Origin of the sequence: Acinetobacter sp. Ac_5812 (genome assembly GCF_013072695.1) — a bacterium.
GTDB lineage: Bacteria > Pseudomonadota > Gammaproteobacteria > Pseudomonadales > Moraxellaceae > Acinetobacter.
Window position 1 is genome coordinate 35952 of record NZ_LXUK01000022.1, and the last position, 21200, is coordinate 57151.

General features: G+C 43.3%; 19 protein-coding genes. 13 read left to right on the forward strand and 6 right to left on the reverse strand.

All coding sequences use genetic code 11. The features are described from left to right. Window positions 1-62: 62 nt before the first annotated feature. Genes A7P55_RS13590 through A7P55_RS13600 form a run of 3 tightly spaced genes read left to right on the forward strand, consistent with a single transcriptional unit; the run spans window position 63 to window position 3122 of the window. Window positions 63-884 carry an ABC transporter ATP-binding protein gene (locus A7P55_RS13590; protein WP_171552501.1) on the forward strand — a complete coding sequence of 274 codons (822 nt, stop codon included), beginning with the start codon at window positions 63-65 and terminating at the stop codon, window positions 882-884. Continuing rightward, a complete protein-coding gene (locus A7P55_RS13595; protein ID WP_171552502.1) occupies window positions 877-1671 on the forward strand; it encodes an ABC transporter permease in 795 nt (264 codons plus the stop codon). The genes A7P55_RS13590 and A7P55_RS13595 overlap by 8 nt, the downstream gene beginning before the upstream one ends. Beyond that, window positions 1668-3122, forward strand: a complete 1455-nt coding sequence (locus A7P55_RS13600) for an amidohydrolase family protein (RefSeq protein ID WP_171552503.1) — start codon at window positions 1668-1670, stop codon at window positions 3120-3122. The genes A7P55_RS13595 and A7P55_RS13600 overlap by 4 nt, the downstream gene beginning before the upstream one ends. Before the next feature lie 239 nt (window positions 3123-3361). On the opposite strand, the gene A7P55_RS13605 is transcribed toward A7P55_RS13600, so the two are convergent. The 5 genes from A7P55_RS13605 to A7P55_RS13625 all read right to left on the reverse strand — a co-directional run bounded on the left by A7P55_RS13605 (window position 3362) and on the right by A7P55_RS13625 (window position 7845). After that, window positions 3362-4540 (reverse strand): OmpA family protein, encoded by a 1179-nt coding sequence (locus A7P55_RS13605; RefSeq protein WP_016660332.1) that lies wholly within the window; start codon window positions 4538-4540, stop codon window positions 3362-3364. Between the two features lie 145 nt (window positions 4541-4685). Further along, window positions 4686-4928 carry a zinc ribbon domain-containing protein gene (locus tag A7P55_RS13610; RefSeq protein WP_016542930.1) on the reverse strand — a complete coding sequence of 81 codons (243 nt, stop codon included), beginning with the start codon at window positions 4926-4928 and terminating at the stop codon, window positions 4686-4688. 242 nt (window positions 4929-5170) lie between these two features. Further along, window positions 5171-5734, reverse strand: coding sequence for a dihydrofolate reductase family protein (locus tag A7P55_RS13615; protein ID WP_016542931.1), 564 nt, complete (start codon window positions 5732-5734; stop codon window positions 5171-5173). 100 nt (window positions 5735-5834) lie between these two features. Further along, window positions 5835-6785: an allantoinase PuuE gene (gene puuE / locus A7P55_RS13620; protein ID WP_171552504.1), complete on the reverse strand. Its 951-nt coding sequence runs from the start codon at window positions 6783-6785 to the stop codon at window positions 5835-5837. A 127-nt stretch (window positions 6786-6912) separates the two neighbouring features. Next, window positions 6913-7845 carry a LysR family transcriptional regulator gene (locus tag A7P55_RS13625; RefSeq protein WP_065342275.1) on the reverse strand — a complete coding sequence of 311 codons (933 nt, stop codon included), beginning with the start codon at window positions 7843-7845 and terminating at the stop codon, window positions 6913-6915. A gap of 165 nt (window positions 7846-8010) precedes the next feature. Between A7P55_RS13625 and A7P55_RS13630 the strand changes: the two genes are divergently transcribed. From A7P55_RS13630 to A7P55_RS13675, 10 genes are all read left to right on the forward strand, one after another. Next, window positions 8011-9066, forward strand: a complete 1056-nt coding sequence (locus A7P55_RS13630; RefSeq protein ID WP_171552505.1) for an aromatic ring-hydroxylating dioxygenase subunit alpha — start codon at window positions 8011-8013, stop codon at window positions 9064-9066. Between the two features lie 222 nt (window positions 9067-9288). Then, window positions 9289-10179, forward strand: coding sequence for a hypothetical protein (locus A7P55_RS13635; protein ID WP_171552506.1), 891 nt, complete (start codon window positions 9289-9291; stop codon window positions 10177-10179). Between the two features lie 240 nt (window positions 10180-10419). Continuing rightward, window positions 10420-11172 (forward strand): histidine utilization repressor, encoded by a 753-nt coding sequence (gene hutC / locus A7P55_RS13640; protein WP_004654214.1) that lies wholly within the window; start codon window positions 10420-10422, stop codon window positions 11170-11172. Next, window positions 11169-11750 carry a HutD family protein gene (locus A7P55_RS13645; protein ID WP_171552507.1) on the forward strand — a complete coding sequence of 194 codons (582 nt, stop codon included), beginning with the start codon at window positions 11169-11171 and terminating at the stop codon, window positions 11748-11750. The genes hutC and A7P55_RS13645 overlap by 4 nt, the downstream gene beginning before the upstream one ends. Window positions 11751-11987: 237 nt before the next feature. Beyond that, the gene (gene hutU / locus A7P55_RS13650) at window positions 11988-13664 is read left to right on the forward strand and encodes a urocanate hydratase (RefSeq protein ID WP_171552508.1); all 1677 of its coding nucleotides are present in this window, start codon (window positions 11988-11990) and stop codon (window positions 13662-13664) included. An 84-nt stretch (window positions 13665-13748) separates the two neighbouring features. After that, window positions 13749-15287, forward strand: a complete 1539-nt coding sequence (gene hutH, locus A7P55_RS13655) for a histidine ammonia-lyase (protein ID WP_171552509.1) — start codon at window positions 13749-13751, stop codon at window positions 15285-15287. A 64-nt stretch (window positions 15288-15351) separates the two neighbouring features. Continuing rightward, a complete protein-coding gene (locus A7P55_RS13660; RefSeq protein WP_171552510.1) occupies window positions 15352-16764 on the forward strand; it encodes an amino acid permease in 1413 nt (470 codons plus the stop codon). A gap of 51 nt (window positions 16765-16815) precedes the next feature. After that, window positions 16816-18021, forward strand: coding sequence for an imidazolonepropionase (gene hutI, locus A7P55_RS13665; protein WP_171552511.1), 1206 nt, complete (start codon window positions 16816-16818; stop codon window positions 18019-18021). Between the two features lie 30 nt (window positions 18022-18051). Beyond that, entirely contained in the window at window positions 18052-18972 is a 921-nt protein-coding gene (gene hutG, locus A7P55_RS13670) for a formimidoylglutamase (RefSeq protein ID WP_171552512.1), read from the forward strand. A 32-nt stretch (window positions 18973-19004) separates the two neighbouring features. Beyond that, window positions 19005-20276 (forward strand): Glu/Leu/Phe/Val dehydrogenase, encoded by a 1272-nt coding sequence (locus A7P55_RS13675; protein ID WP_171552513.1) that lies wholly within the window; start codon window positions 19005-19007, stop codon window positions 20274-20276. A 66-nt stretch (window positions 20277-20342) separates the two neighbouring features. On the opposite strand, the gene A7P55_RS13680 is transcribed toward A7P55_RS13675, so the two are convergent. Next, the gene (locus tag A7P55_RS13680; protein WP_171552514.1) at window positions 20343-21170 is read right to left on the reverse strand and encodes an NAD(P)-dependent oxidoreductase; all 828 of its coding nucleotides are present in this window, start codon (window positions 21168-21170) and stop codon (window positions 20343-20345) included. Between the last annotated feature and the right edge of the window lie 30 nt (window positions 21171-21200).

Here is a 21200-nt window from a genome sequence, read left to right on the forward strand (position 1 = left end):
TGAAAAGTAAGTCAGGGTGAAAGGGTTAACAAAATAGGACACTCGCACGAAGGGGAAACCACATGAATTCTGCTTTAGCAATTGATACACCAATACATGAATCTTCAACCTTTATCACGCCGATGATTATGGCGAGAGGAGTTGAAAAAACCTATCCCAATGGCACCAATGCCTTACAGCGACTGGATTTAAATATTGCCCGCGGTGAAATTGTTTCATTATTGGGGCCATCAGGCTGCGGTAAAAGTACCTTGCTAAAAATGTTCGCCGATCTGGAACAGCCTTCAGCAGGTTTGGTGCGCTGGAATGGCAAAGCTGAAATGCAATCTCAATGCAAAATGGCCATGGTGTTTCAGGAAGCAACGTTAATGCCATGGGCCAATATTGAAGACAATGTGCGTTTACCTTTGGATTTACAGCATATTGCCAAATCAACCAGTACGCCCAAAGTCCAAGCTGCTTTAAAAGCCGTTGGTTTAGAGAAATTCGGCACCGCTTATCCACGTGAACTTTCGGGTGGAATGCAAATGCGTGCCTCTTTGGCCAGAGCTTTGGTGACTGAACCTGATCTATTACTGATGGATGAACCTTTTGGCGCATTGGATGAGTTTACCCGCCATAAATTGGATAGTGATATCCGTCAATTATGGTCAGAACGAGATCTCACGGTGGTATTTGTCACGCATAGTATTTACGAAGCGGTGTATCTGTCTTCACGGGTCATTGTAATGGGTGCACGACCGGGACGCGTAGTCGCGGATCTAAACATTAAAGGGCCTTATCAACGTGATGAGTCTTTCCGAAGTTCAGACATTTTTATTCAACAATGTTCACATCTATCGCAATTATTGGCTGAGGCAAGCGGAGGACATGATCATGATTAAACCATTGCTACAACATCCAACCGTACAACGTATTGTTGCTCCACTTGGGCTTGGCTTGATTTTTCTCATGTTTTGGCAACTGAGTTTTCAACAACTGGAAGTGCCTGTTTATGTCGTGCCGAAGCCCAGTGATATTGTGATGGCACTGATTAATCAGTCTAGTGTGCTATTCGGTAGTTTATGGGTAACTTTAAAAATCACCTTATTGGCTTTTATCTGCGCTGTAATCATTGGCACATTGATCGCTTTTGTATTTGTACAAAGTCGTGTGCTCGAAGCCTGTTTTATGCCGTATGCCATTTTATTTCAGGTCACACCGATTGTTGCAATCGCACCTCTGGTCATCATCTGGATTCAAAATACCACTTTGGCATTGGTGGTGTGTGCCATGTTAGTCGCGGTTTTTCCAATACTGACCAATACCACCTTGGGTCTGCGTAGTGTCAATAAAGGTTTGCTCAATCTTTTTCAAATCAATAAAGCCAGTCGCTGGCAAATTCTGATGCGTTTACGTGTGCCGAATGCTTTGCCTTATTTCTTTGGTGGCTTACGGATTTCCTGTGGCTTGGCGCTGATTGGTGCTGTGGTTTCTGAGTTTGTTGCAGGCGCGGGTGGAACCAGTGCAGGCTTGGCTTATCAAATCTTACAAGCCGGTTTTCAGTTGGATTTACCCTTGATGTTTGCTGCATTATTCCTGATTACCTGTACGGGTCTGGGCTTATTTGTCGTCATGTCTTTATTAAGCCAGTTGTTTTTAAGTAAATGGCATGAGAGTGAGCAAGTATGAGTTCAGTGACTTTAAATAATAGCTATTTAATTCAAAATGCTCATGCCATTTTGACTGGTTTAACTGGTGAAGCAGCACGCTGCACATCCACCGATATCCGCATTCAATCAGGAAAAATTACGGAAATAGGGCGGCTAATCGCGCAGCCGAATGAACAGGTTGTGAATGCCAAAGATTGCGTGATTTACCCTGCATGGGTGAATACCCATCATCATCTATTTCAGTCTTTACTCAAGGGTGAACCACAAGGACTGAATCAAAGTCTGACTTCGTGGTTGGCGTGTACACCGTATCGATTTCGTGGTGCATTTGATGAGGCGACTTTTCGGATTGCAGTGCGTATTGGTTTGATTGAATTATTACGTTCAGGTTGTGCAACGGTAGCAGACCATCATTATTTATATTGGCCACAAATGCCTTTTGATGGTGCTGCAATTTTATTTGATGAAGCCGAAAAATTGGGTATGCGCTTTGTGCTGTGTCGTGGTGGCGCAACACTTACCCGTGGTTTGGAAAGTGAGTTACCTCAAGCCTTACGTCCAGAGAAATTTGAAGACTATATAGCGGATCTTGAGCGTTTGGTGCAGCACTATCATCAGCCAGATTCAAATGCTTTCCGAAAAATCGTGATGGCACCCACTTCAACTTTACATTCGACCACAGCACAGCAATTACGGGAAAGTGCCAAAATCGCCAGACAACTGGGGATTCGGATGCATAGTCATTTATCCGAAACAGTGGATTATCTAGATGCAGCTAGAGCTAAGTTTGCTATGACCCCAGTCCAATTCTGTGCTGAACAGGACTGGATTGGCAGTGATGTGTGGTTTGCACATCTGGTGAAATTATTGCCAGAAGAAATTCAGTTGTTGGGCCAAACTCAAACAGGAATCGCGCACTGTCCGCAGAGTAATGCGCGTTTGGGTAGCGGTATTGCTGATCTGGTTGCTCTGGAACAGGCAGGCATGACCATTTCGATTGGGGTAGATGGTGCGGGTTCCAATGAAGCCGCAGATATGTTGTCTGAAACCCATGCCGCTTGGTTATTACAACGGGCCAGAAAAGGGATGTTGGCGACACCACAATATCTGGGTGGACAATTTGAAGGTGGCGCAGATGCTGCTAGTATTGAGGATGTGATCCGTTGGGGAACGGTGGGTGGTGCGAAAATCTTGGGACTTGATCAAGTCGGTACAATTGAGGTGGGGCAACAGGCTGACTTGGTCATTTATCAGTTAGATGATCCTCGTTATTTTGGCTTGCATGATATGGCGATTGGGCCTGTGGCAAGTGGTGGGCGCGCGCATATTAAAGCGATGTTTGTAGCAGGGAAAATGGTGATGGAAAATGATCAGATTCCTGATCTGGATATGATGGAGTTGGGTTGGCAAGCTAAGCAAGCGGTGAAGCTGTTACAACAGCGAAGTATGGAAATGGCGAAAATAGCCTAAGCTAAAGTTGAGATATTGTAGCAGGGGAAACTCATCGCATTTGCGGGTATCTTTAAGTATTCATTCAACTAAGTCCAGCGAGTAATAAAAAAACCTAGGCATATCATCAGTTGCCAGATTGGAATCTATTATAGACAAGATACAAGGTTTTATCGTTCATCAAATGCGCATTGCAATACTGAGCTATTGCAATACGCTTACGAGCATAAAACGTGACCATTGTTGGCCCGCTAGCATCATCAAGTACGCACGAAGATTTCCACCCGCCTGTTCAACTGTCGGCCAGCAGGGTTGTCTTGACCGCTGACCTCGTTGGGCGCTACTGGCTGCGACTCGCCGTAACCACGCGTGCTGGCATCGGTTGCAGCACCACGCTGGCGCAAGGCCATGCCCACGGATTTGGCACGGTGCTCGGACAAATCCAGATTATAGGCATCACTGCCCTTGGCATCAGTATGACCACGAATTTCGATTGCCTTGGCTGGCACTTTCTGCAAGGCCATGGCCAAGGTGTCCAGCACCTTGGCTGCGTCAGGACGGATATCTGACTTGTCGAAATCAAACAACACTTGATCACTGAGAGTGATGATGAACCCGCATGGCGCGCCTGATGGGGCGAATTTTTTTAACGGTGGAAACTTGCCAGCTGGAGCGACCTTGGGAATTGGTGCCATTTTCACTTGACGTGCTGGTGTGCCAATGCTGCCATTGCCTTTACCGTCGTTGCTCACCAACCCGTGTGGACCGTTCCATGTACCGCTGCCGTCGGCGTTGATGGTGACGATGCCTTGTGGGCCATTCCAACTGCCTGAACCATCACCTTGGTTGCGAATCACCCCGTGGCCGCCGTTCCAAGTACCACCGCCTTTGCCGTCCAGCACGATGATGCCGTACTTGCCGTTATATGTGCCCGAACCGTCTGCCTCGACCGAGATGATCCCATCGTCAGCGCCAACGTCGCCATTGCCGTTGATTGTGCCACTGCCATCGGCGTTGATGACGATGACACCGCCTTCGTAGTTGGCGGTACCACTGCCGTCTGCATCGATATGGAAGATGCCTTCATCACCGTTGCGCGACAGATTGCCTTGCGCATCCATGCTGGTAATGCCCGCATCGTTGACTAATGCGCCGTCGGTAGTACAGTTGGCGGGCTTGACACTGATGCCAGCCACTGGGTCAATAATATCTTGCATCGATGTTTCCAGCGCTCGCTGGGCTGGGCCGATACCGACGATCTCTGGCACGACGATCTGCGGAATTACTGGGAAGTCGACATCCCCAGCGGACTTGGCTGCGACTTTGGCTGTATTCGCAGTCGCATCATTGACCTTTTCCTCGTCAGCCGAGGGTGACTTCGTGCAGGAGCACGCGAGCAATGCTATTCCTAGCACCATGAATCTGTTCATTGAAAACATGTCTAATCACTCTACTTATATGTTGGCCGTATTTTGTTTTAATTAAGTCGATTTAAGTCCTTCGAATGCTTATCTTTGGCTACAATACTTATGTATACACCTGTATAACAATATGGCGATGTAGTTCTTTAATGAAGATATTTGATTAGCTATTGAGTGAAAGATAGGCAAATACCAGCACCGCTAGTCCGAACAGGAGTCGCGCGATCCAGGGCGTGACCAACCAAGCGCCGAGTGCCATGATGGCGCGGCTTAACACCTGCGGTGATTGCAATGTTCTTGGCTCGGGTGTGTTATGTTGCGTCTGCAGAGGATAACCGCAATGCGGGCAGGAGTTGGCTTGGGTCGAAACCTGACGGCTGCATTCGGGGCATGAAATAAGCGCCATAAGCATTCTTCCTTTTTAATTTTTCCTTTTTGGGTATTAAGAAATGTCGTATAAACGCATCTCATCGATTTACAATCAGGTCATAAAATTGTATCAGCTAAAAACTGAAAAACTCTTCCGAATAACCCATTTTATTCAACAAAGTGGGCTATTTAGATTGAGTTTTAGTGTTCCTCGATGACCTTAATGCGATCTACTCGGTAGGTAAAACAGGCTGTTTAGAAGGTTCAAAATCCTGCCCATTAAATCGTTGTACTCCGCGCAACGCTATAATGTAATTCAACCATACCTTCACCCATTTGATGAACAGAGTTTAGTTTAAGTGTTGGAGCAAGTGTTCTGCGGGGGAAAAGAGCTTTTCCTTTTGCAAGGGTAACTGAGCCAATTTGTATAATAAGCTCATCAAGCAAATTTGCATCATAGAACTGACCTGCCAATTCGCCACCGCCTACAATCCAGATATTCTTATCCTCAATAATGGATTTTATTTCAGAATAAACAGGGCTAACTTCTCCTTGTACAAAATGGATATCTGCACCTTCAATCAAGGGTAGTTTACGACTGGAAAATACCCAAGTTGGCTGAGTATAAGGCCAAGCTGAACCTGTTTCGGCAGCAACTTGCTCTGCGTTATTCAATATCCATTCATAAGTTGCTGAGCCCATGACCAAAGCGCCAACATTTGCAATAAATGTGGGATAACTCGAGTTATCCAGTTCGCCCAATGCAAATAACCATTCTAAAGAATCATCTTCCGTTGCGATAAATCCATCTAGTGTACTCGCTGCAAAATATTGTACTTTCATCCTGATCATTTCCTTATTCTAAAGGAGTATCTTAAAACTTATTTTCTTTGGAAAAATTGTTTAAATCGGATATATGACACATGATGACGTTTTAAAAAGCCTAAGCTTGAAAAGGATGATGTCTATACCAATGCTCGGCAATCTGCTGACGGGTACAAATCCAGACCCGATCATGATTTTGTACATAATCCAAGAAGCGTTGCAGCGCCTTAAAGCGGGCAGGACGTCCTAAAATGCGGCAATGCATACCAATAGACAACATTTTCGGATGAGTTGCTCCCTCTGCATAGAGAACATCAAAAGCATCTTTTAAATATTCAAAAAAATCCTCACTACGATTAAAACCCGTAGGAGATGCAAACTTCATGTCATTGGTATCAAGTGTATAGGGAATAATTAAATGCGGACGGATTGCACCCGCTGCATTGCGGAGTGTTGTCCAAAAAGGTAAGTCATCGCCGTAATAATCACTGTCATATTGCACCTGATCATATTCCGCCAATAACTGACGGGTATTCGGGCTATCGCGGCCTGTATACCAACCCGTTGGCATTTCACCAAACAAATCTTTGAGGATGTGCATGGCTTCCGTCATATGTTGTTTCTCAGTTTCAATATCCATATTTTGATAATGAATCCAGCGTAAGCCATGCGATACCACATCATAGTGATGTTGTTTGATCGCTTCGACCACCAATGGATTTCGTTGCAAAGCCATTGCCACAGCAAAAATGGTCATGGGTAATTGGCGTTTGGCAAATTCCTGTTGAATGCGCCAGAAACCGACCCGTGAGCCATATTCATAAATCGAGTCCATCGAAAGATGCCGCGCAGGATAACTTTCTGCACCACTGATTTCAGACAAAAACTGCTCTGATCCTTCATCGCCATGCAAAATATGCTTTTCACCACCTTCTTCATAATTCAACACAAACTGCACCGCAATTTTCGCTTGATTGGGCCATTGGGCATGGGGCGGTTGATCGGCATAACCGACCATATCACGTGGATAATCTGCTGTTAAATCAATGTCTGTATTGGGCCAAACCATAGCAATGCCTAAATCGTAAAAAGGTGAATCTTCACATCAACTTACCCGATTAAATCTTTGAGTGTCAAACATTATATTGATTTAAATCAACAGCTTGTGTGTTTTATTTTGGTGCAAAAATACCATGTTATTGATGAATGTTCTTTAACATGCGCGATTTTAGTGCCTCCATCTCGATAATGATTTGATTCATCATGATTTGCGCAATCCGAGAAAGTTGCCGTTTTGGTGCAACACAAAGTGCTACCGTAATTGGATGTAGGCCATGGTCATTGATTGCTCTAAATTCAAACTCACCATTTTCAATATAAGGGGCAGCATCCAGATAACTCATAATGCTGATGCCTAAGTTTTGTCTGAGCAAGGAGATCATCATATGGATATCATTGCACTCGATAGTATGACGTGGGTGAAAGTCCTGCTTTTTATATAAGGCCGTAACATGGTCATGAATGACCAAAGGCTCGGCGGGAATAATATGATTGAATTCCAGTGTATCGGAGAAGTAGATTTTTTCTTTATGGGCTAAAGGATGCTGTTTGGGAATCACGAAACCCAAGGGCATTTCAATAAAGGCGCTGATTTGTAATTGGTGCTGATGTTTAGGGTTCAGAATCAAACCAAAGTCGAGTTCAGCATTGATCACCAGATCCGCGATACGATCACTGTCCAAGACACGAACCTTAAAATTAATCCACGGATATTGCTCAATAATGGACTGCATCACCGCACTGACAAAGCTTTCACTCAGTGCTGCAATCATTCCAAAATCAATTGAACCGCGTTGTATGCCTTGGATTTCATTCAAACGTTTCTGAGTGATTTGAAACTCTTTTTGCCAGCTGCGTAGATCGGCATAGAGTAATTCGCCAGCCAAAGTCAGCTTGAGTCCACTGGGTAACCGTTCAAATAAAGCCACGCCGAGTTCTTCTTCTGCCAGCACGATCTGCCGATGCACGGCGGAGACAGAAATAAACAGTTGATCGGCCGCTTTTCTTAAACTGCCTGTTTTGGCAACGGCAATAAAATAATCGGCAAAACGTGAAAATGGCAGCGCCATTGCAAACTCACTTGAGATAAAGCAGGTTTCAATACAAAAGCAATTTTAGTGCCTAGGCTGTTCTAATTTTTAGAATGAGTCATGTAAATCATTCTAATAGACGAAAATAATGATCTATTCCACACTGCAAACAACAGCGGAAAGACGAAATCACGAGCGCAGGATATGAACGCAATTCCATTCATCAATCTTCCAAATAAGCCATGCCATAGCCAATTTGATGATCAGGATTGGCAGATTCTTGCACAACATTGGTATCCCGTGGCACGTATTGAAGATGTGAGCAGTAAACCGCAGCAAGTGACCTTATTGGATATGAATCTAGCTTTGTATAAGACCGAAACAGGGCAGATTCAATTGGCTCGGGATATTTGCCCACATCGTGGTGTGCCTTTGAGCAAAGGTTGGGTTGAAGGGGATACTTTGATCTGTCCTTATCATGGACTACATTTTAATGAGGATGGCAAATGCAGCAAAATTCCAGCGCAACCTGATTTAACTAAAATCTCGGAGCGTTTTTCCCTGACCAAGTTTCCTGTTGTTTTAAAATATGGATTGGTCTGGACCAGTATTCTCGGCAGAGATGAAAGTTTGGCGAATTTTCCTGTATTAGACACATGGGAGAGTGTGGCACATCAAGCCATTTTGCCGCCGTCAGTGGATATTGCAGGTTCAAGTGGTCGTCAATTGGAAGGCTTTATTGATGTGGCACATTTTGCTTGGGTGCATCATCAGGCTTTTGCCGATCGAGATAATCCGGTGGTACCTAAATATTCGACTGAACGCACCGATTATGGCTTGCACACAAACTACACCAGCAATGTCAGCAACTATCCGCATGGCATGCAGCATTTAGCACCCGAGGATTTTTTATGGGAACGGATCTTTGATGTTTATCCGCCATTTTCAGCCGTGCTGACCATTCATTTTCCGAATGACGGGGTACTCAAGATTTTAAATGCCTGTTGTCCCATCTCGCATAATAAGACCCGTTTATTTGTACCGTTAACCCGTAATTTTGATACCACAGGTGATTTACAGGCAGTGTATGATTTTAATGCGCAGATTTTTGCCGAAGATCAAGAGATGGTAGAGGCGCAAAAGCCAGAAGAACTACCTCTAGATATTAGTATGGAAGCACATTTTGAAGCCGACCGTTCTTCGACTATGTATCGCCGTATCTTGGCAGAATGGGGTTTAAGTAAACGATATACGGTATAAGTAAAACTCTTTTAGGCTAAATAACTGACCCTATTTTCAAAGTTGCAAGGTATCATGAAAATCAATTTACATTATTTTTTGGAGGAGCATCCGAAATAATGTAGATTGATTTGAAAAACATTTAATAATTAAGTCAATACTATCTTAAAAAATGGTAACTTAGGTTTATTTCTGGCAAGATCATTTATACTTTTTATCTCACATATATTTTGATTATAAGTCATGCTTAAAAAACTTACGCTTGCCATTTTAATTACTATTCCTGCAATGACTCATGCAAATAATACATCTCTTATTCAAAATGCTAAGCAAAGTATTAGAGAGAGTATAAAAGACCCTAGATCAGCACAATTTCAACATATTCGAGTGGTGAAGAATTTAAGAGGAGAAACGGCTGTCTGTGGAGAGGTAAATGCAAAAAATGCTTTTGGAGGTTATGTCGGTTTTACACCATTTATGTATGTCGATGGGGGATCTTATCTCGCGTCAGGCGATAAAGATTATCAAGAAGATTTTTACTACGTCTATATACTGAGTGGTTGTATGGGTGTCTCAGATGAAAAAGAATTTAGAGATCAGCTTTACTATGAACAAATTCAACAAGAAGAGCAAATAAGACAGGAGCAAGAAGCGCAAATAAGAAAGGAACAGGAAGAACAAGCGCGAAAGGAACGAGAAGAAGAGGCTGAACGGATTAAACAGATTACTGCCCAAAACTTAAAAGAGATCGAAGAAAAAAATAAACTTGATCGGCTGACAATACTCAAGAAGGACAGAGAGTTTTATCAAAGAAAGAAGCTTACAGCGACTGATATAGAACGACGTGAATATAACAAGCAGGTAAAAACATTCTGTAATTTTCTGTATGACTATTATACAAATCGAATTCAGCATGGCTTCAGTCATGAAGATGCTTTTTTAACGGTTGCTGCGGCTTATAACAATATGGGCCTAAATTCTGTTTACGATAGTCTAGATGCTGTTGAAATTACATTACAAGATGGTTTTGAACGAATTCAAAATAATAAGGAGGATTATAATAAGTTTGTCAAAGATGGAGCATTCTTTCGAGGCTGGATGAAAGGGACATGTATCGTTCAGCGCAAGATATAATCAAATTTATTATAAAGAGTTGAATGTATGTTGTATCCCTATAGCTTTTCTAGCGATAAGGTTGGGGTGATAAATCAAAGTGATCAGCTTATAATCTAATCAAGATAGTAATGTTGGTAAGACAATTTTAGTCTTGGCGCATAAATTAAATACATATTATTTATTTGTATAGGCTTGTATATACAATTATTCTAAATTCAATATACAATGACTTATAGTATTTAGTATGAGTTTTAGCCAATGTCAAGAGCGACAAAGCAAAACGATTTAGATTTGTCCTTAGAAGAAGACAGTCCTGTTCCTTTGTATTTACGTGTGAAACAAATGATTTCGCAAAAAATCTATGAAGGAACATGGACCGTCAATAAAAAGATTCCTTCAGAAAGTGAATTGGTCAATTTACTCGGCTGTAGCCGCATGACCGTGAACCGTGCCTTACGCGAACTGACCAGTGAAGGTTTATTGGTACGTATCCAAGGTGTTGGTTCTTTTGTTGCCGAAGGGCAAGGACGTACCGCTTTATTTCATGTCAATAATATTGCCGAAGAAATCATTGCCCGAAATCATAAGCACCATGCCGAAGTCTTGGTACTGGAACAGATTCAGGCCAATGCGGAACAAAGCATGTTGATGCAGATTAGAGAAGGACAAAAGCTCTTTCACTCGATCATTGTGCATTATGAAAATGATGTGCCCGTACAGATTGAAGATCGATTGGTCGATCCGATGTTGATTCCAGATTACTTGGCACAAGATTTTAAAAGTATTACACCCAATGCATATTTAATGTCGAAAGCACCTGTGACCGAAGGCGAACATGTGGTGACAGCAATTTTGGCTTCTGCACAAGAATGCAAATGGCTGAAAATCAATAAGACCGAACCGTGTCTATTGATTCGTCGTCGAACATGGTCGAATAAACAACTTATTTCTAGTGCGCGATTGATCTATCCAGGTAGCCGTTACTATCTAGAAGGTAAATTTACTCAATGATTCAACACTTAGGCGCAGCTGATTATCAGCAGATGCTGTGGAAGAATGGCGCAGGTTATACCATTGAGCTTGCCCGAAGTGACGGTGATAGTCTGGATGCCTTTGATTGGCGTATTTCGATGGCGGATGTCAAAACTTCGGGTGATTTTTCCAAGTTTAATGGCATGCAGCGTATCCTCACGGTATTGGAAGGTGCTGGCATCATATTGAATATTGACGATGATTCCGAGCATTTGAAAACCTTAGAATCCGCCCAATTCAGTGGGGATAGCACAACCAGTTGTGAACTCAGCGATGGGCCGATTCGGGATTTTAATCTGATTTATAATCCTGAAAAATGGCGTTCTCGCTATCAATGGATTTTTGATTCAGCAAGCGCTGAGATTTTCAGTTCAGCCGATCTGATTTTTATTTTTAATCAGAGCTCAGAACCACTAGAAATTGCAGTAGATCGGCAGATTTTTCGTTTAGCGCACCAGCAAAGCCTTAAAATAGAGCAGCAAAAAGCATTGAAAAAACTGGTTTTAAAATCACAGCGTTTAAAGCAAATTTGTCTGATCGAACTCACAAAAATCTAATTTTTCACTTTTTCTTAAAACACATACAACCTCAGGTTGTATGTGTTTTTTATTGTCGATCAAAAAATAAATCTATTTATTTCATTAGTTTGTAATTTATTTTCATAAAAGAATTGAAAAGCATCTTTTCAAGATAAAAGTTTTGTGTAGTATATGGATGTATATACAAGTTAATACATTGCTATACAGTAAAGCAGGTTAATTTGCTGATTCAAACTCAATGGAAGGAGTCCGATTGTGACAACAACGACAACAAAATTTCGTGATGTAGAAATTCGCGCACCACGTGGTACAAAGCTCAATGCAAAAAGCTGGTTAACAGAAGCGCCTTTACGCATGCTGATGAATAATCTTGACCCTGATGTTGCAGAGAATCCAAAAGAGCTTGTTGTTTACGGTGGTATCGGTCGTGCTGCACGTAACTGGGAATGTTTTGACAAGATCGTTGAAACACTTAAAAATTTAGAAACAGATGAAACCTTATTGGTTCAATCAGGTAAGCCAGTCGGCGTATTCAAAACTCATAAAGATGCACCGCGTGTTTTGATTGCAAACTCGAATCTTGTTCCACATTGGGGAACTTGGGAGCATTTCAATGAATTGGATGCCAAAGGTCTTGCAATGTATGGGCAGATGACAGCGGGTTCATGGATTTATATTGGTAGCCAAGGCATTGTACAAGGCACTTATGAAACTTTTGTAGAAGCAGGCCGCCAACACTATAACGGCGATTTAACAGGTCGTTGGGTGTTGACTGCTGGTTTAGGCGGTATGGGTGGTGCACAACCTTTGGCTGCAACACTTGCAGGTGCATGCTCACTTAATATCGAATGCCAACAAACCAGCATCGATTTCCGTTTACGTACCCGTTATGTCGATGAACAAGCAACAGATTTAGATGATGCTTTGGCGCGTATTGAAAAATATACCAAAGAAGGTAAGGCGGTTTCGATTGCACTACATGGCAATGCTGCTGAAATTCTACCTGAATTGGTTCGTCGCGGTGTACATCCAGATATGGTGACTGACCAAACCAGCGCACATGACCCATTGAATGGTTATTTGCCAATTGGTTGGACATGGGAAGAGTACCGTCAGCGCGCTAAAACTGAGCCAGAAGCGGTGGTCAAAGCGGCGAAACAATCGATGGCGCAGCATGTTCAAGCCATGTTAGATTTCCAGAAAATGGGGGTTCCAACCTTTGACTATGGCAACAACATCCGTCAAATGGCTCAAGACGAAGGCGTAGCAAATGCCTTTGATTTCCCAGGCTTCGTTCCTGCCTATATCCGTCCATTGTTCTGTCGTGGTGTTGGTCCATTCCGTTGGGCTGCACTTTCAGGTGATCCAGAAGATATCTATAAGACAGATGCCAAAGTAAAAGAACTCATTCCAGATGATGAACATTTACATCGCTGGTTAGATATGGCGCGTGAACGCATCAGCTTCCAAGGTTTACCAGCACGTATTTGCTGGGTCGGCTTAGGCTTACGTGCAAAATTGGGCTTGGCATTCAATGAAATGGTGCGTAGCGGTGAGCTTTCAGCACCGATTGTGATTGGTCGTGACCATTTGGATTCAGGTTCAGTATCGAGTCCAAACCGTGAAACAGAATCAATGAAAGATGGTTCAGATGCTGTATCTGACTGGCCGTTATTAAATGCCTTGCTCAATACTGCAGGCGGTGCGACTTGGGTGTCATTGCATCACGGCGGTGGTGTCGGTATGGGCTTCTCGCAACATTCAGGTGTGGTGATCGTGTGTGATGGCACCGATGAAGCAGCTGCACGTATTGCACGTGTACTGACCAATGACCCTGCAACAGGGGTGATGCGTCATGCCGATGCAGGTTATGACATTGCGATTGATTGTGCCAAAGAGCAAGGCTTGAACTTGCCAATGATCACACAATAAACAGACAAGGACATTACGATGCTTTTTGCAATTGTGTAAGCAGCATCGTAAGCGAACAATAGAGTGCAAAACAGGACGCCAATAATGGAACTTCTAATTCAACCCGGCAAACTTAGCTTAGCAGATCTGCGCCACGCTTATTTAAATCCAATCAAAGTGAAACTCGATGACAGCGCTTCTGCTGGGATCAATGCGAGTGTTGCTTGTGTCGAACAAATCGTCAATGAAGGCCGTACTGCTTACGGGATCAATACGGGTTTTGGTTTACTTGCATCAACTAAAATTGCACCAGAAGACTTAGAGCAATTACAGCGTTCTTTGGTGCTGTCACACGCTGCTGGCGTGGGTGAGCCGCTTGATGATGCGATGGTGCGTCTGATCATGTTGCTGAAAGCAAATAGCTTGGCACGTGGCTTTTCGGGTATTCGCCGTAAAGTGATCGATGCGATTTTGGCGTTGATCAATGCAGAAGTTTATCCGCATATTCCATTAAAAGGTTCTGTTGGTGCTTCAGGTGACTTGGCACCATTAGCACATATGTCTTTGGTATTATTAGGCGAAAGCAAAGCTCGTTATAAAGGTGAATGGTTGCCAGCGGTTGAAGCACTTAAAATCGCGGGTTTAGAGCCAATTTCTTTAGCTGCGAAAGAAGGTTTAGCACTTTTAAATGGGACACAGGTTTCTACAGCATACGCATTACGTGGTTTGTTCGAAGCAGAAGATTTATTTGCTGCTGCAACCGTATGTGGCGGTCTAAGCGTTGAAGCAATGCTGGGTTCACGTGCGCCATTCGATGCACGTATTCATGAAGTCCGCGGTCAACGTGGTCAAATTGATGTTGCTGCTGCCTATCGTGACTTACTGACTGAATCGAGTGAAATTTCGCATTCACATGAAGACTGTAGCAAGGTTCAAGATCCGTACTCACTTCGTTGCCAACCTCAGGTGATGGGGGCGTGCTTGACTCAAATTCGTCAAGCCGCAGAAGTGTTAGCAATTGAATCAAATGCGGTATCTGATAACCCATTAGTCTTTGCTGCTGAAGGTGATGTGATTTCAGGTGGTAACTTCCACGCTGAACCAGTGGCTATGGCTGCGGACAACCTTGCATTGGCAATTGCAGAAATTGGTTCGCTGTCTGAACGTCGTATTTCGATGATGATGGACCGTCATATGTCACAATTGCCGCCATTCTTGGTTGCCAATGGTGGAGTCAACTCTGGCTTCATGATTGCTCAAGTAACAGCCGCTGCGTTAGCAAGTGACAATAAAGCACTTGCACATCCTGCCAGTGTTGATAGTTTACCGACTTCTGCAAATCAGGAAGACCATGTTTCCATGGCACCGAATGCAGGCAAACGTTTATGGTATATGGCTGATAACGTTCGCGGCATTCTTGCAGTTGAGTGGTTAGGTGCATGTCAGGGGCTTGATTTCCGTGAAGGATTGAAGAGTTCTCCAAAACTTGAGCGTGCGCGTAAAGTGTTACGTGATCAAGTGCCTTATTACAGTGAAGATCGTTTCTTTGCACCCGATATCGAGCAGGCGAGTGAATTGCTTGCAAGTGGTTGTTTGAACGAACTACTCATTCCAAAGCTATTACCAAGTTTGTCAGAAGTGTGATCAATAAATCGGTCACATGGAGTGGCCGAATCTAACTAAATTTCCTCAAGGATTGGAGATTATAATGTCACAACACTCCACATTACAGCGGGGCTTAAACACCCGCCATATTCGTTTTTTGGCATTGGGTTCAGCCATTGGGACAGGACTCTTTTACGGTTCAGCAACAGCCATCAAAATGGCTGGTCCATCCGTATTACTTGCTTATATCGTTGCAGGGATTGCAGTCTATATCGTCATGCGTGCATTGGGTGAAATGGCTGTACGCAATCCAGTTTCGGGTTCATTCAGCCATTATGCCTCTCAATATATTGGCCCACTCGCGGGTTTTACCACGGGATGGACCTACGTTTTTGAAATGATTATCGTAGCCTTGGCTGATGTCACTGCCTTCGGGATCTATATGGGCTTCTGGTATCCCGATGTCCCTCGTTGGATCTGGATTCTGTCACTGATCATGTTTCTCGGGGCAATTAACCTGATTCATGTCAAAGTCTTTGGTGAACTTGAATTCTGGCTTTCGATTGTCAAAGTCACTGCCATTGTTGCCATGATTATCGGCGGCTTAGGTTTGATGTTCTATGGTTTTAACGCTGATCATACTGGCTTTACCACAGGTGTTCAAAATTTATGGATTCATGACGGCTTTATGCCAAACGGGATTGCTGGATTAATTGCAAGTTTAGCCGTTGTTGTGTTTGCCTTTGGTGGAATTGAGATCATTGGCATCACGGCAGGTGAGTCAAAAGACCCGAAAACGTCGATTCCTAAAGCGATTAATGCAGTACCTGTACGTATCTTGTTGTTCTATGTTTTGACGATTTTCGTATTGATGTCGATTTTCCCGTGGAACCAAATTGGTAGCCAAGGTAGTCCATTTGTACAAATTTTTGAAAATCTCGGAATTGGATCAGCTGCAACAATTCTGAATATCGTCGTAATTACCGCCGCAGTGTCTGCCATCAACAGTGATGTATTTGGTGCAGGACGGATGTTGTATGGTATGTCGAATCGCAAACAAGCACCGCAGATATTCCAAAAGGTCTCTAAAAACGGGGTGCCTTGGATGACTGTTGTGGTGATGGCTGGTGTATTGCTGGTTGGCGTACTACTGAACTACCTGATTCCTGAAAATGTGTTCATCATCATTGCTTCGATTGCAACATTTGCAACAGTTTGGGTGTGGTTGATGATTTTACTTTCTCAAGTTGCAATGCGTCGCAAGTTGTCGAAAGAAGAAATTAAAGCTTTGGATTTCCCAGTGATTGGTTGGCCGTATGCTCCAGCATTTGCAATTGCGTTCTTAGTCTTTATTTTGGGGATGATGGCATATTTCCCAAATACCAGACCTGCAATTTATGTCGGGGCAGGCTGGTTAATCTTACTTTGGATTGCTTATACCATTTGGGTGAAGCCCAAGCAAAATACGGTAAAAGAAAATCAAAGCATGCAACAAAATATCGAAATGGAAAGTTAAATATCAAACTGCTCAGGTGTTATCCCACCTGAGCAGTGAGAGGAACTGTGAATGAAAAAGCTTTGGAAAAACTGTCATATCGCCACCATGCAAAATGGGCAATATTCCAGTATTGAACATGCTGCAATGGTCACTTCAGGACAGCATATTCATTGGATTGGAGCATTTAAAGACCTTCCTGCCGATGTATATGCTGAAACGATTGATTTGAATGGCGCTTGGGTCACACCGGGGCTAATTGATTGTCATACCCATAGTGTATTTGGTGGCAACCGTAGTGTTGAGTTTGAAAAACGCTTGCAAGGTGTTAGCTATGCTGAAATTGCAGCAAGTGGCGGTGGTATTGCGAGTACCGTTCGTGCAACCCGTGAAGCAAGTGAACAAGAGTTGCTTGCATCGGCTTTGAAACGAATTCGCTGCCTGCTTAAGGATGGTGTCACTACCATTGAGATTAAGTCGGGTTACGGTCTGGACTATGCCAATGAGCGGAAAATGCTGCGTGTGATTCGTCAGGTTGCAGAAACTTTACCGATGACGGTTCGCAGTACTTGTTTGGCAGCGCACGCTTTGCCACCTGAGTATAAAGATCAAAGCGATGCCTATATTGAGCATATCTGTAATGAGATGCTGCCTAAACTCCATCAAGAAGGGCTCGTCGATGCAGTCGATGCATTCTGTGAATATTTGGCCTTTTCTCCTGCACAAGTTGAACGCCTATTTAAAACGGCTCAGTCTTTAAATTTACCGATCAAACTGCATGCGGAGCAGCTTTCTTCACTCGGTGGCTCTAGCTTGGCCGCACGGTATCAGGCTTTATCGGCAGATCATTTAGAGTTTATGACTGAGGATGATGTGAAGGCAATGGCTGCGGCTGGAACGGTAGCAGTGTTATTACCTGGCGCATTCTATTTCTTGAGAGAAACCAAATATCCACCTTTAGAAAGCTTGCATCAACATGGCGTAAGGATTGCCTTGTCGAGTGATTTAAATCCAGGCACCTCACCAGCATTATCTTTACGCCTAATGATGAATATGGGCAGTACCTTGTTCCGTTTAACCCCAGAGCAAACTCTAGCGGGCGTAACCACGCATGCGGCGCATGCATTGGGTCTGCAAGAGACTCACGGCACTTTAGAGACTGGTAAAGTTGCAGACTTTATTGCGTGGGATATTGAGCATCCATCCGAGATCGTTTATTGGTTGGGGGGAGATTTACCAAAGCGGATTATTCAGCATGGCAATGAAATCTCAATCTAGTTTTAGGCTTATTTTAAAAGAGTTTGCAGGATGAATCATTCATTTACATGGCAAGGACGTAAAGATGGTGAGGGTGCTGAACACTTAAGGATTCACCAACTCGTCAATACCACGCCAAGAGCGGATTATGCCTTAATTGGATTTAGCTCGGATGAAGGGGTTAAGCGCAATAAAGGTCGATTGGGTGCAGCAGATGCGCCTGATAGCATTCGTGCGCAGTTAGCCAATTTACCTGTACATCAAGCTGTCACGATTGCAGATATTGGAACCGTAGTATGTGACGGTTCAAAACTGGAACAAGCACAGGCTGAATTGGCTGAACAAGTTGAAAGAAGCCTCAAACAGGGCATGAAGCCGATTGTGTTAGGCGGTGGCCATGAAGTGGCTTTTGGTAGCTTCTCAGGTCTGTTTCAATATCTGCAAAATCATGAGCCGAATAAGAAGATCGGCATTATTAATTTCGATGCACATTTCGACCTGCGTGAAGCTGAACAGGTGACTTCTGGAACACCTTTTTTAAATGCAGCAAAACTGTCTGAACAGCATCAACAAGAATTTAATTATTTGTGCATTGGCGTAGCGAAACATTCAAACACCAAGGTTTTATTTGAAACCGCAGATCGGCTGAATTGTACTTATATTTACGATTATGAGTTGCAGCAACAAAATGTTGAAACTTTAATCGAAAAGTTGACAGCTTTTACCGGAAAAGTTGACTATTTGTATATTACAGTTGATCTTGATGTATTTAGTGCTAGCATTGCGCCAGGTGTAAGCGCACCTGCGGTTAAAGGGATTGATTTATCCGTCTTTGACCCATTACTAGAGGCCATTAAGGAAACCGGAAAGATTAAAGTTTTTGATGTGGCGGAATGTAATCCACGGTTTGATTTGGATAGTAGAACTGCCAAATTAGCCGCTTATATAATTTTTAACTACATATTTGATTGATGGATCATGTGAATTCATCAAAAGGTTAAAACATGTCTAATTTATCTTATGTCTCTCAAAATGACGGTCCATGGGCAACTTATCTTGAACAGATCGAGCGTGTTGCTCCATATCTAGATGGTTTAGAAGACTATGTGGACACATTGAAGCGCCCAAAACGTGCTTTGATTGTCGACGTGCCAATTGTTATGGACGATGGCACAATTCGTCATTTTGAAGGTTATCGTGTACAACACAACTTGTCACGTGGTCCGGGTAAAGGCGGTATTCGCTATCACCCAGATGTAGATTTAAATGAAGTGATGGCTCTTTCAGCATGGATGACAATTAAAACTGCGGTGGTAAATTTACCATTCGGCGGTGCAAAAGGTGGCATCCGTGTTGATCCGCGTCAACTTTCACCACGTGAATTAGAACGTTTAACACGTCGTTATACCAGTGAAATCAGCCATATCATTGGCCCACAAAAAGATATCCCTGCTCCAGATGTAGGTACTAATCCAAACGTCATGGGTTGGATCATGGATACTTATTCATCGGGTCAAGGTCATACGGTGACAGGTGTTGTAACGGGTAAACCGGTACACCTAGGTGGTTCTCTTGGTCGTATTAAAGCGACAGGCCGTGGTGTATTTATCACAGGTCAACAAGTGGCTGAAAAAATCAAATTACCTTTAGAAGGCGCGAAAATTGCGGTTCAAGGTTTTGGTAACGTTGGTAGCGAAGCAGCTTACTTATTCGTTGACTCGAAATCGATCATTGTGACGATTCAAGATCACACTGGTACGATTTTCAACCCTGAAGGGATCGATCTTGCTGCATTAAAAACTCACATGCAAACTCACCAAGGGGTGGGTGGCTTTGAGGGTGCTCAAGCGATTAGTGATGAAGCGTTCTGGAATGTAGAGATGGATATTTTGATCCCTGCTGCATTGGAAAGCCAAATCACAGTTGAACGTGCTCAAAAACTAACTGCGAAGTTAGTGCTTGAAGGTGCGAACGGCCCAACATTCCCAGAAGCGGACGATGTTTTGGTTCAACGTGGTATTACAGTTGTGCCTGACGTAATCTGTAATGCTGGTGGTGTAACCGTATCTTACTTTGAATGGGTTCAAGATATGTCGAGCTACTTCTGGTCTGAAGAAGAAATTAACGAAAGACTGGACAAATTGATGATTCAAGCCATCAATGATGTATGGCACAAATCAAGCGAAAAAGAATGTACCTTACGTACCGCTGCCTTCATTTTAGGCTGTGAGCGTATCTTAAAAGCACGTAAAGAGCGTGGTATTTTCCCAGGTTAATACTGGCTGAATATCATCAGAGCGACCTTAATGTGTAAACTTTAAGGTCGTTTTTTTATTGTTGAATTAATCAAGAAAGAAATCTTTTTGTAATTCGGTATTGCCGCTGACACAGGCATATTGCGCAAAATCAGTCATCCCGATCCGTGCCAGTGCTTGTTCATCGGTGAGGCTTTGTCCAGTCAGTTCACCTTTTTTCGTACTATAAATCGCAAAAGCCGCGTCCGCCATAATCTCTGGTTTTCGGCTGAGTTGTTGCGTATTTTCCTCACCTAGGTTCTTCGAAACCGCTGCTGTTGCGATATAAGTTTCAGGCCAGAGGGTATTACAGGAAATACCATAGTATCGAAATTCTTCTGCCATGCCCAAAGTCAGAATGGTCATGCCATATTTAGACAATGCATAAGGCGAGAGCATACCTAACCATTTCGGTGACATATTCACAGGTGGAGATAGACTGAGAATATGCGGATGCTCTGCTTGTTTGAGATAAGGTAAAGCGGCCTGCGCACAAATAAAAGTGGCACGGTGATTAATGCTTTGAATCAGGTCATATTGTTTTAATGAAGTCGCTTCGACACCTGTGAGTGCAATCGCACCTGCATTATTAATCAAGATATCAATGCCACCAAAGTTTTTGGCTGCTTGTTGCATGGTAGCATGAATTTGCTGTTCATCTCGCACATCTAAAAGTAAGGGCAGTGCTCTGCCGCCAGCAGCTTCAATCTCTTCAGCTACACTATAAATCGTGCCAGATAATTTGGCTGTTTCCACTTCAGTTTTTGCTGCAATGACCACATTTGCCCCAGCTCGTGCTGCTTTCAGTGCAATGGCTCGGCCAATTCCTCGGCTGCCACCCGTAATAAAAATGGTTTTTCCTTGCATATTACTCATGTCGATGTCCTATATTCGAGTTGTTATAAA

What these genes read in the sequence shown, in the direction of transcription:
- A7P55_RS13590 (WP_171552501.1), top strand. Translation starts at nt 63, where the DNA reads ATGAATTCTGCTTTAGCAATTGATACACCAATACATGAATCTTCAACC.
- A7P55_RS13595 (WP_171552502.1), top strand. Translation starts at nt 877, where the DNA reads ATGATTAAACCATTGCTACAACATCCAACCGTACAACGTATTGTTGCT.
- A7P55_RS13600 (WP_171552503.1), top strand. Translation starts at nt 1,668, where the DNA reads ATGAGTTCAGTGACTTTAAATAATAGCTATTTAATTCAAAATGCTCAT.
- A7P55_RS13605 (WP_016660332.1), bottom strand. Translation starts at nt 4,540, where the DNA reads ATGTTTTCAATGAACAGATTCATGGTGCTAGGAATAGCATTGCTCGCG.
- A7P55_RS13610 (WP_016542930.1), bottom strand. Translation starts at nt 4,928, where the DNA reads ATGGCGCTTATTTCATGCCCCGAATGCAGCCGTCAGGTTTCGACCCAA.
- A7P55_RS13615 (WP_016542931.1), bottom strand. Translation starts at nt 5,734, where the DNA reads ATGAAAGTACAATATTTTGCAGCGAGTACACTAGATGGATTTATCGCA.
- puuE (WP_171552504.1), bottom strand. Translation starts at nt 6,785, where the DNA reads ATGGTTTGGCCCAATACAGACATTGATTTAACAGCAGATTATCCACGT.
- A7P55_RS13625 (WP_065342275.1), bottom strand. Translation starts at nt 7,845, where the DNA reads ATGGCGCTGCCATTTTCACGTTTTGCCGATTATTTTATTGCCGTTGCC.
- A7P55_RS13630 (WP_171552505.1), top strand. Translation starts at nt 8,011, where the DNA reads ATGAACGCAATTCCATTCATCAATCTTCCAAATAAGCCATGCCATAGC.
- A7P55_RS13635 (WP_171552506.1), top strand. Translation starts at nt 9,289, where the DNA reads ATGCTTAAAAAACTTACGCTTGCCATTTTAATTACTATTCCTGCAATG.
- hutC (WP_004654214.1), top strand. Translation starts at nt 10,420, where the DNA reads ATGTCAAGAGCGACAAAGCAAAACGATTTAGATTTGTCCTTAGAAGAA.
- A7P55_RS13645 (WP_171552507.1), top strand. Translation starts at nt 11,169, where the DNA reads ATGATTCAACACTTAGGCGCAGCTGATTATCAGCAGATGCTGTGGAAG.
- hutH (WP_171552509.1), top strand. Translation starts at nt 13,749, where the DNA reads ATGGAACTTCTAATTCAACCCGGCAAACTTAGCTTAGCAGATCTGCGC.
- A7P55_RS13660 (WP_171552510.1), top strand. Translation starts at nt 15,352, where the DNA reads ATGTCACAACACTCCACATTACAGCGGGGCTTAAACACCCGCCATATT.
- hutI (WP_171552511.1), top strand. Translation starts at nt 16,816, where the DNA reads ATGAAAAAGCTTTGGAAAAACTGTCATATCGCCACCATGCAAAATGGG.
- hutG (WP_171552512.1), top strand. Translation starts at nt 18,052, where the DNA reads ATGAATCATTCATTTACATGGCAAGGACGTAAAGATGGTGAGGGTGCT.
- A7P55_RS13675 (WP_171552513.1), top strand. Translation starts at nt 19,005, where the DNA reads ATGTCTAATTTATCTTATGTCTCTCAAAATGACGGTCCATGGGCAACT.
- A7P55_RS13680 (WP_171552514.1), bottom strand. Translation starts at nt 21,170, where the DNA reads ATGAGTAATATGCAAGGAAAAACCATTTTTATTACGGGTGGCAGCCGA.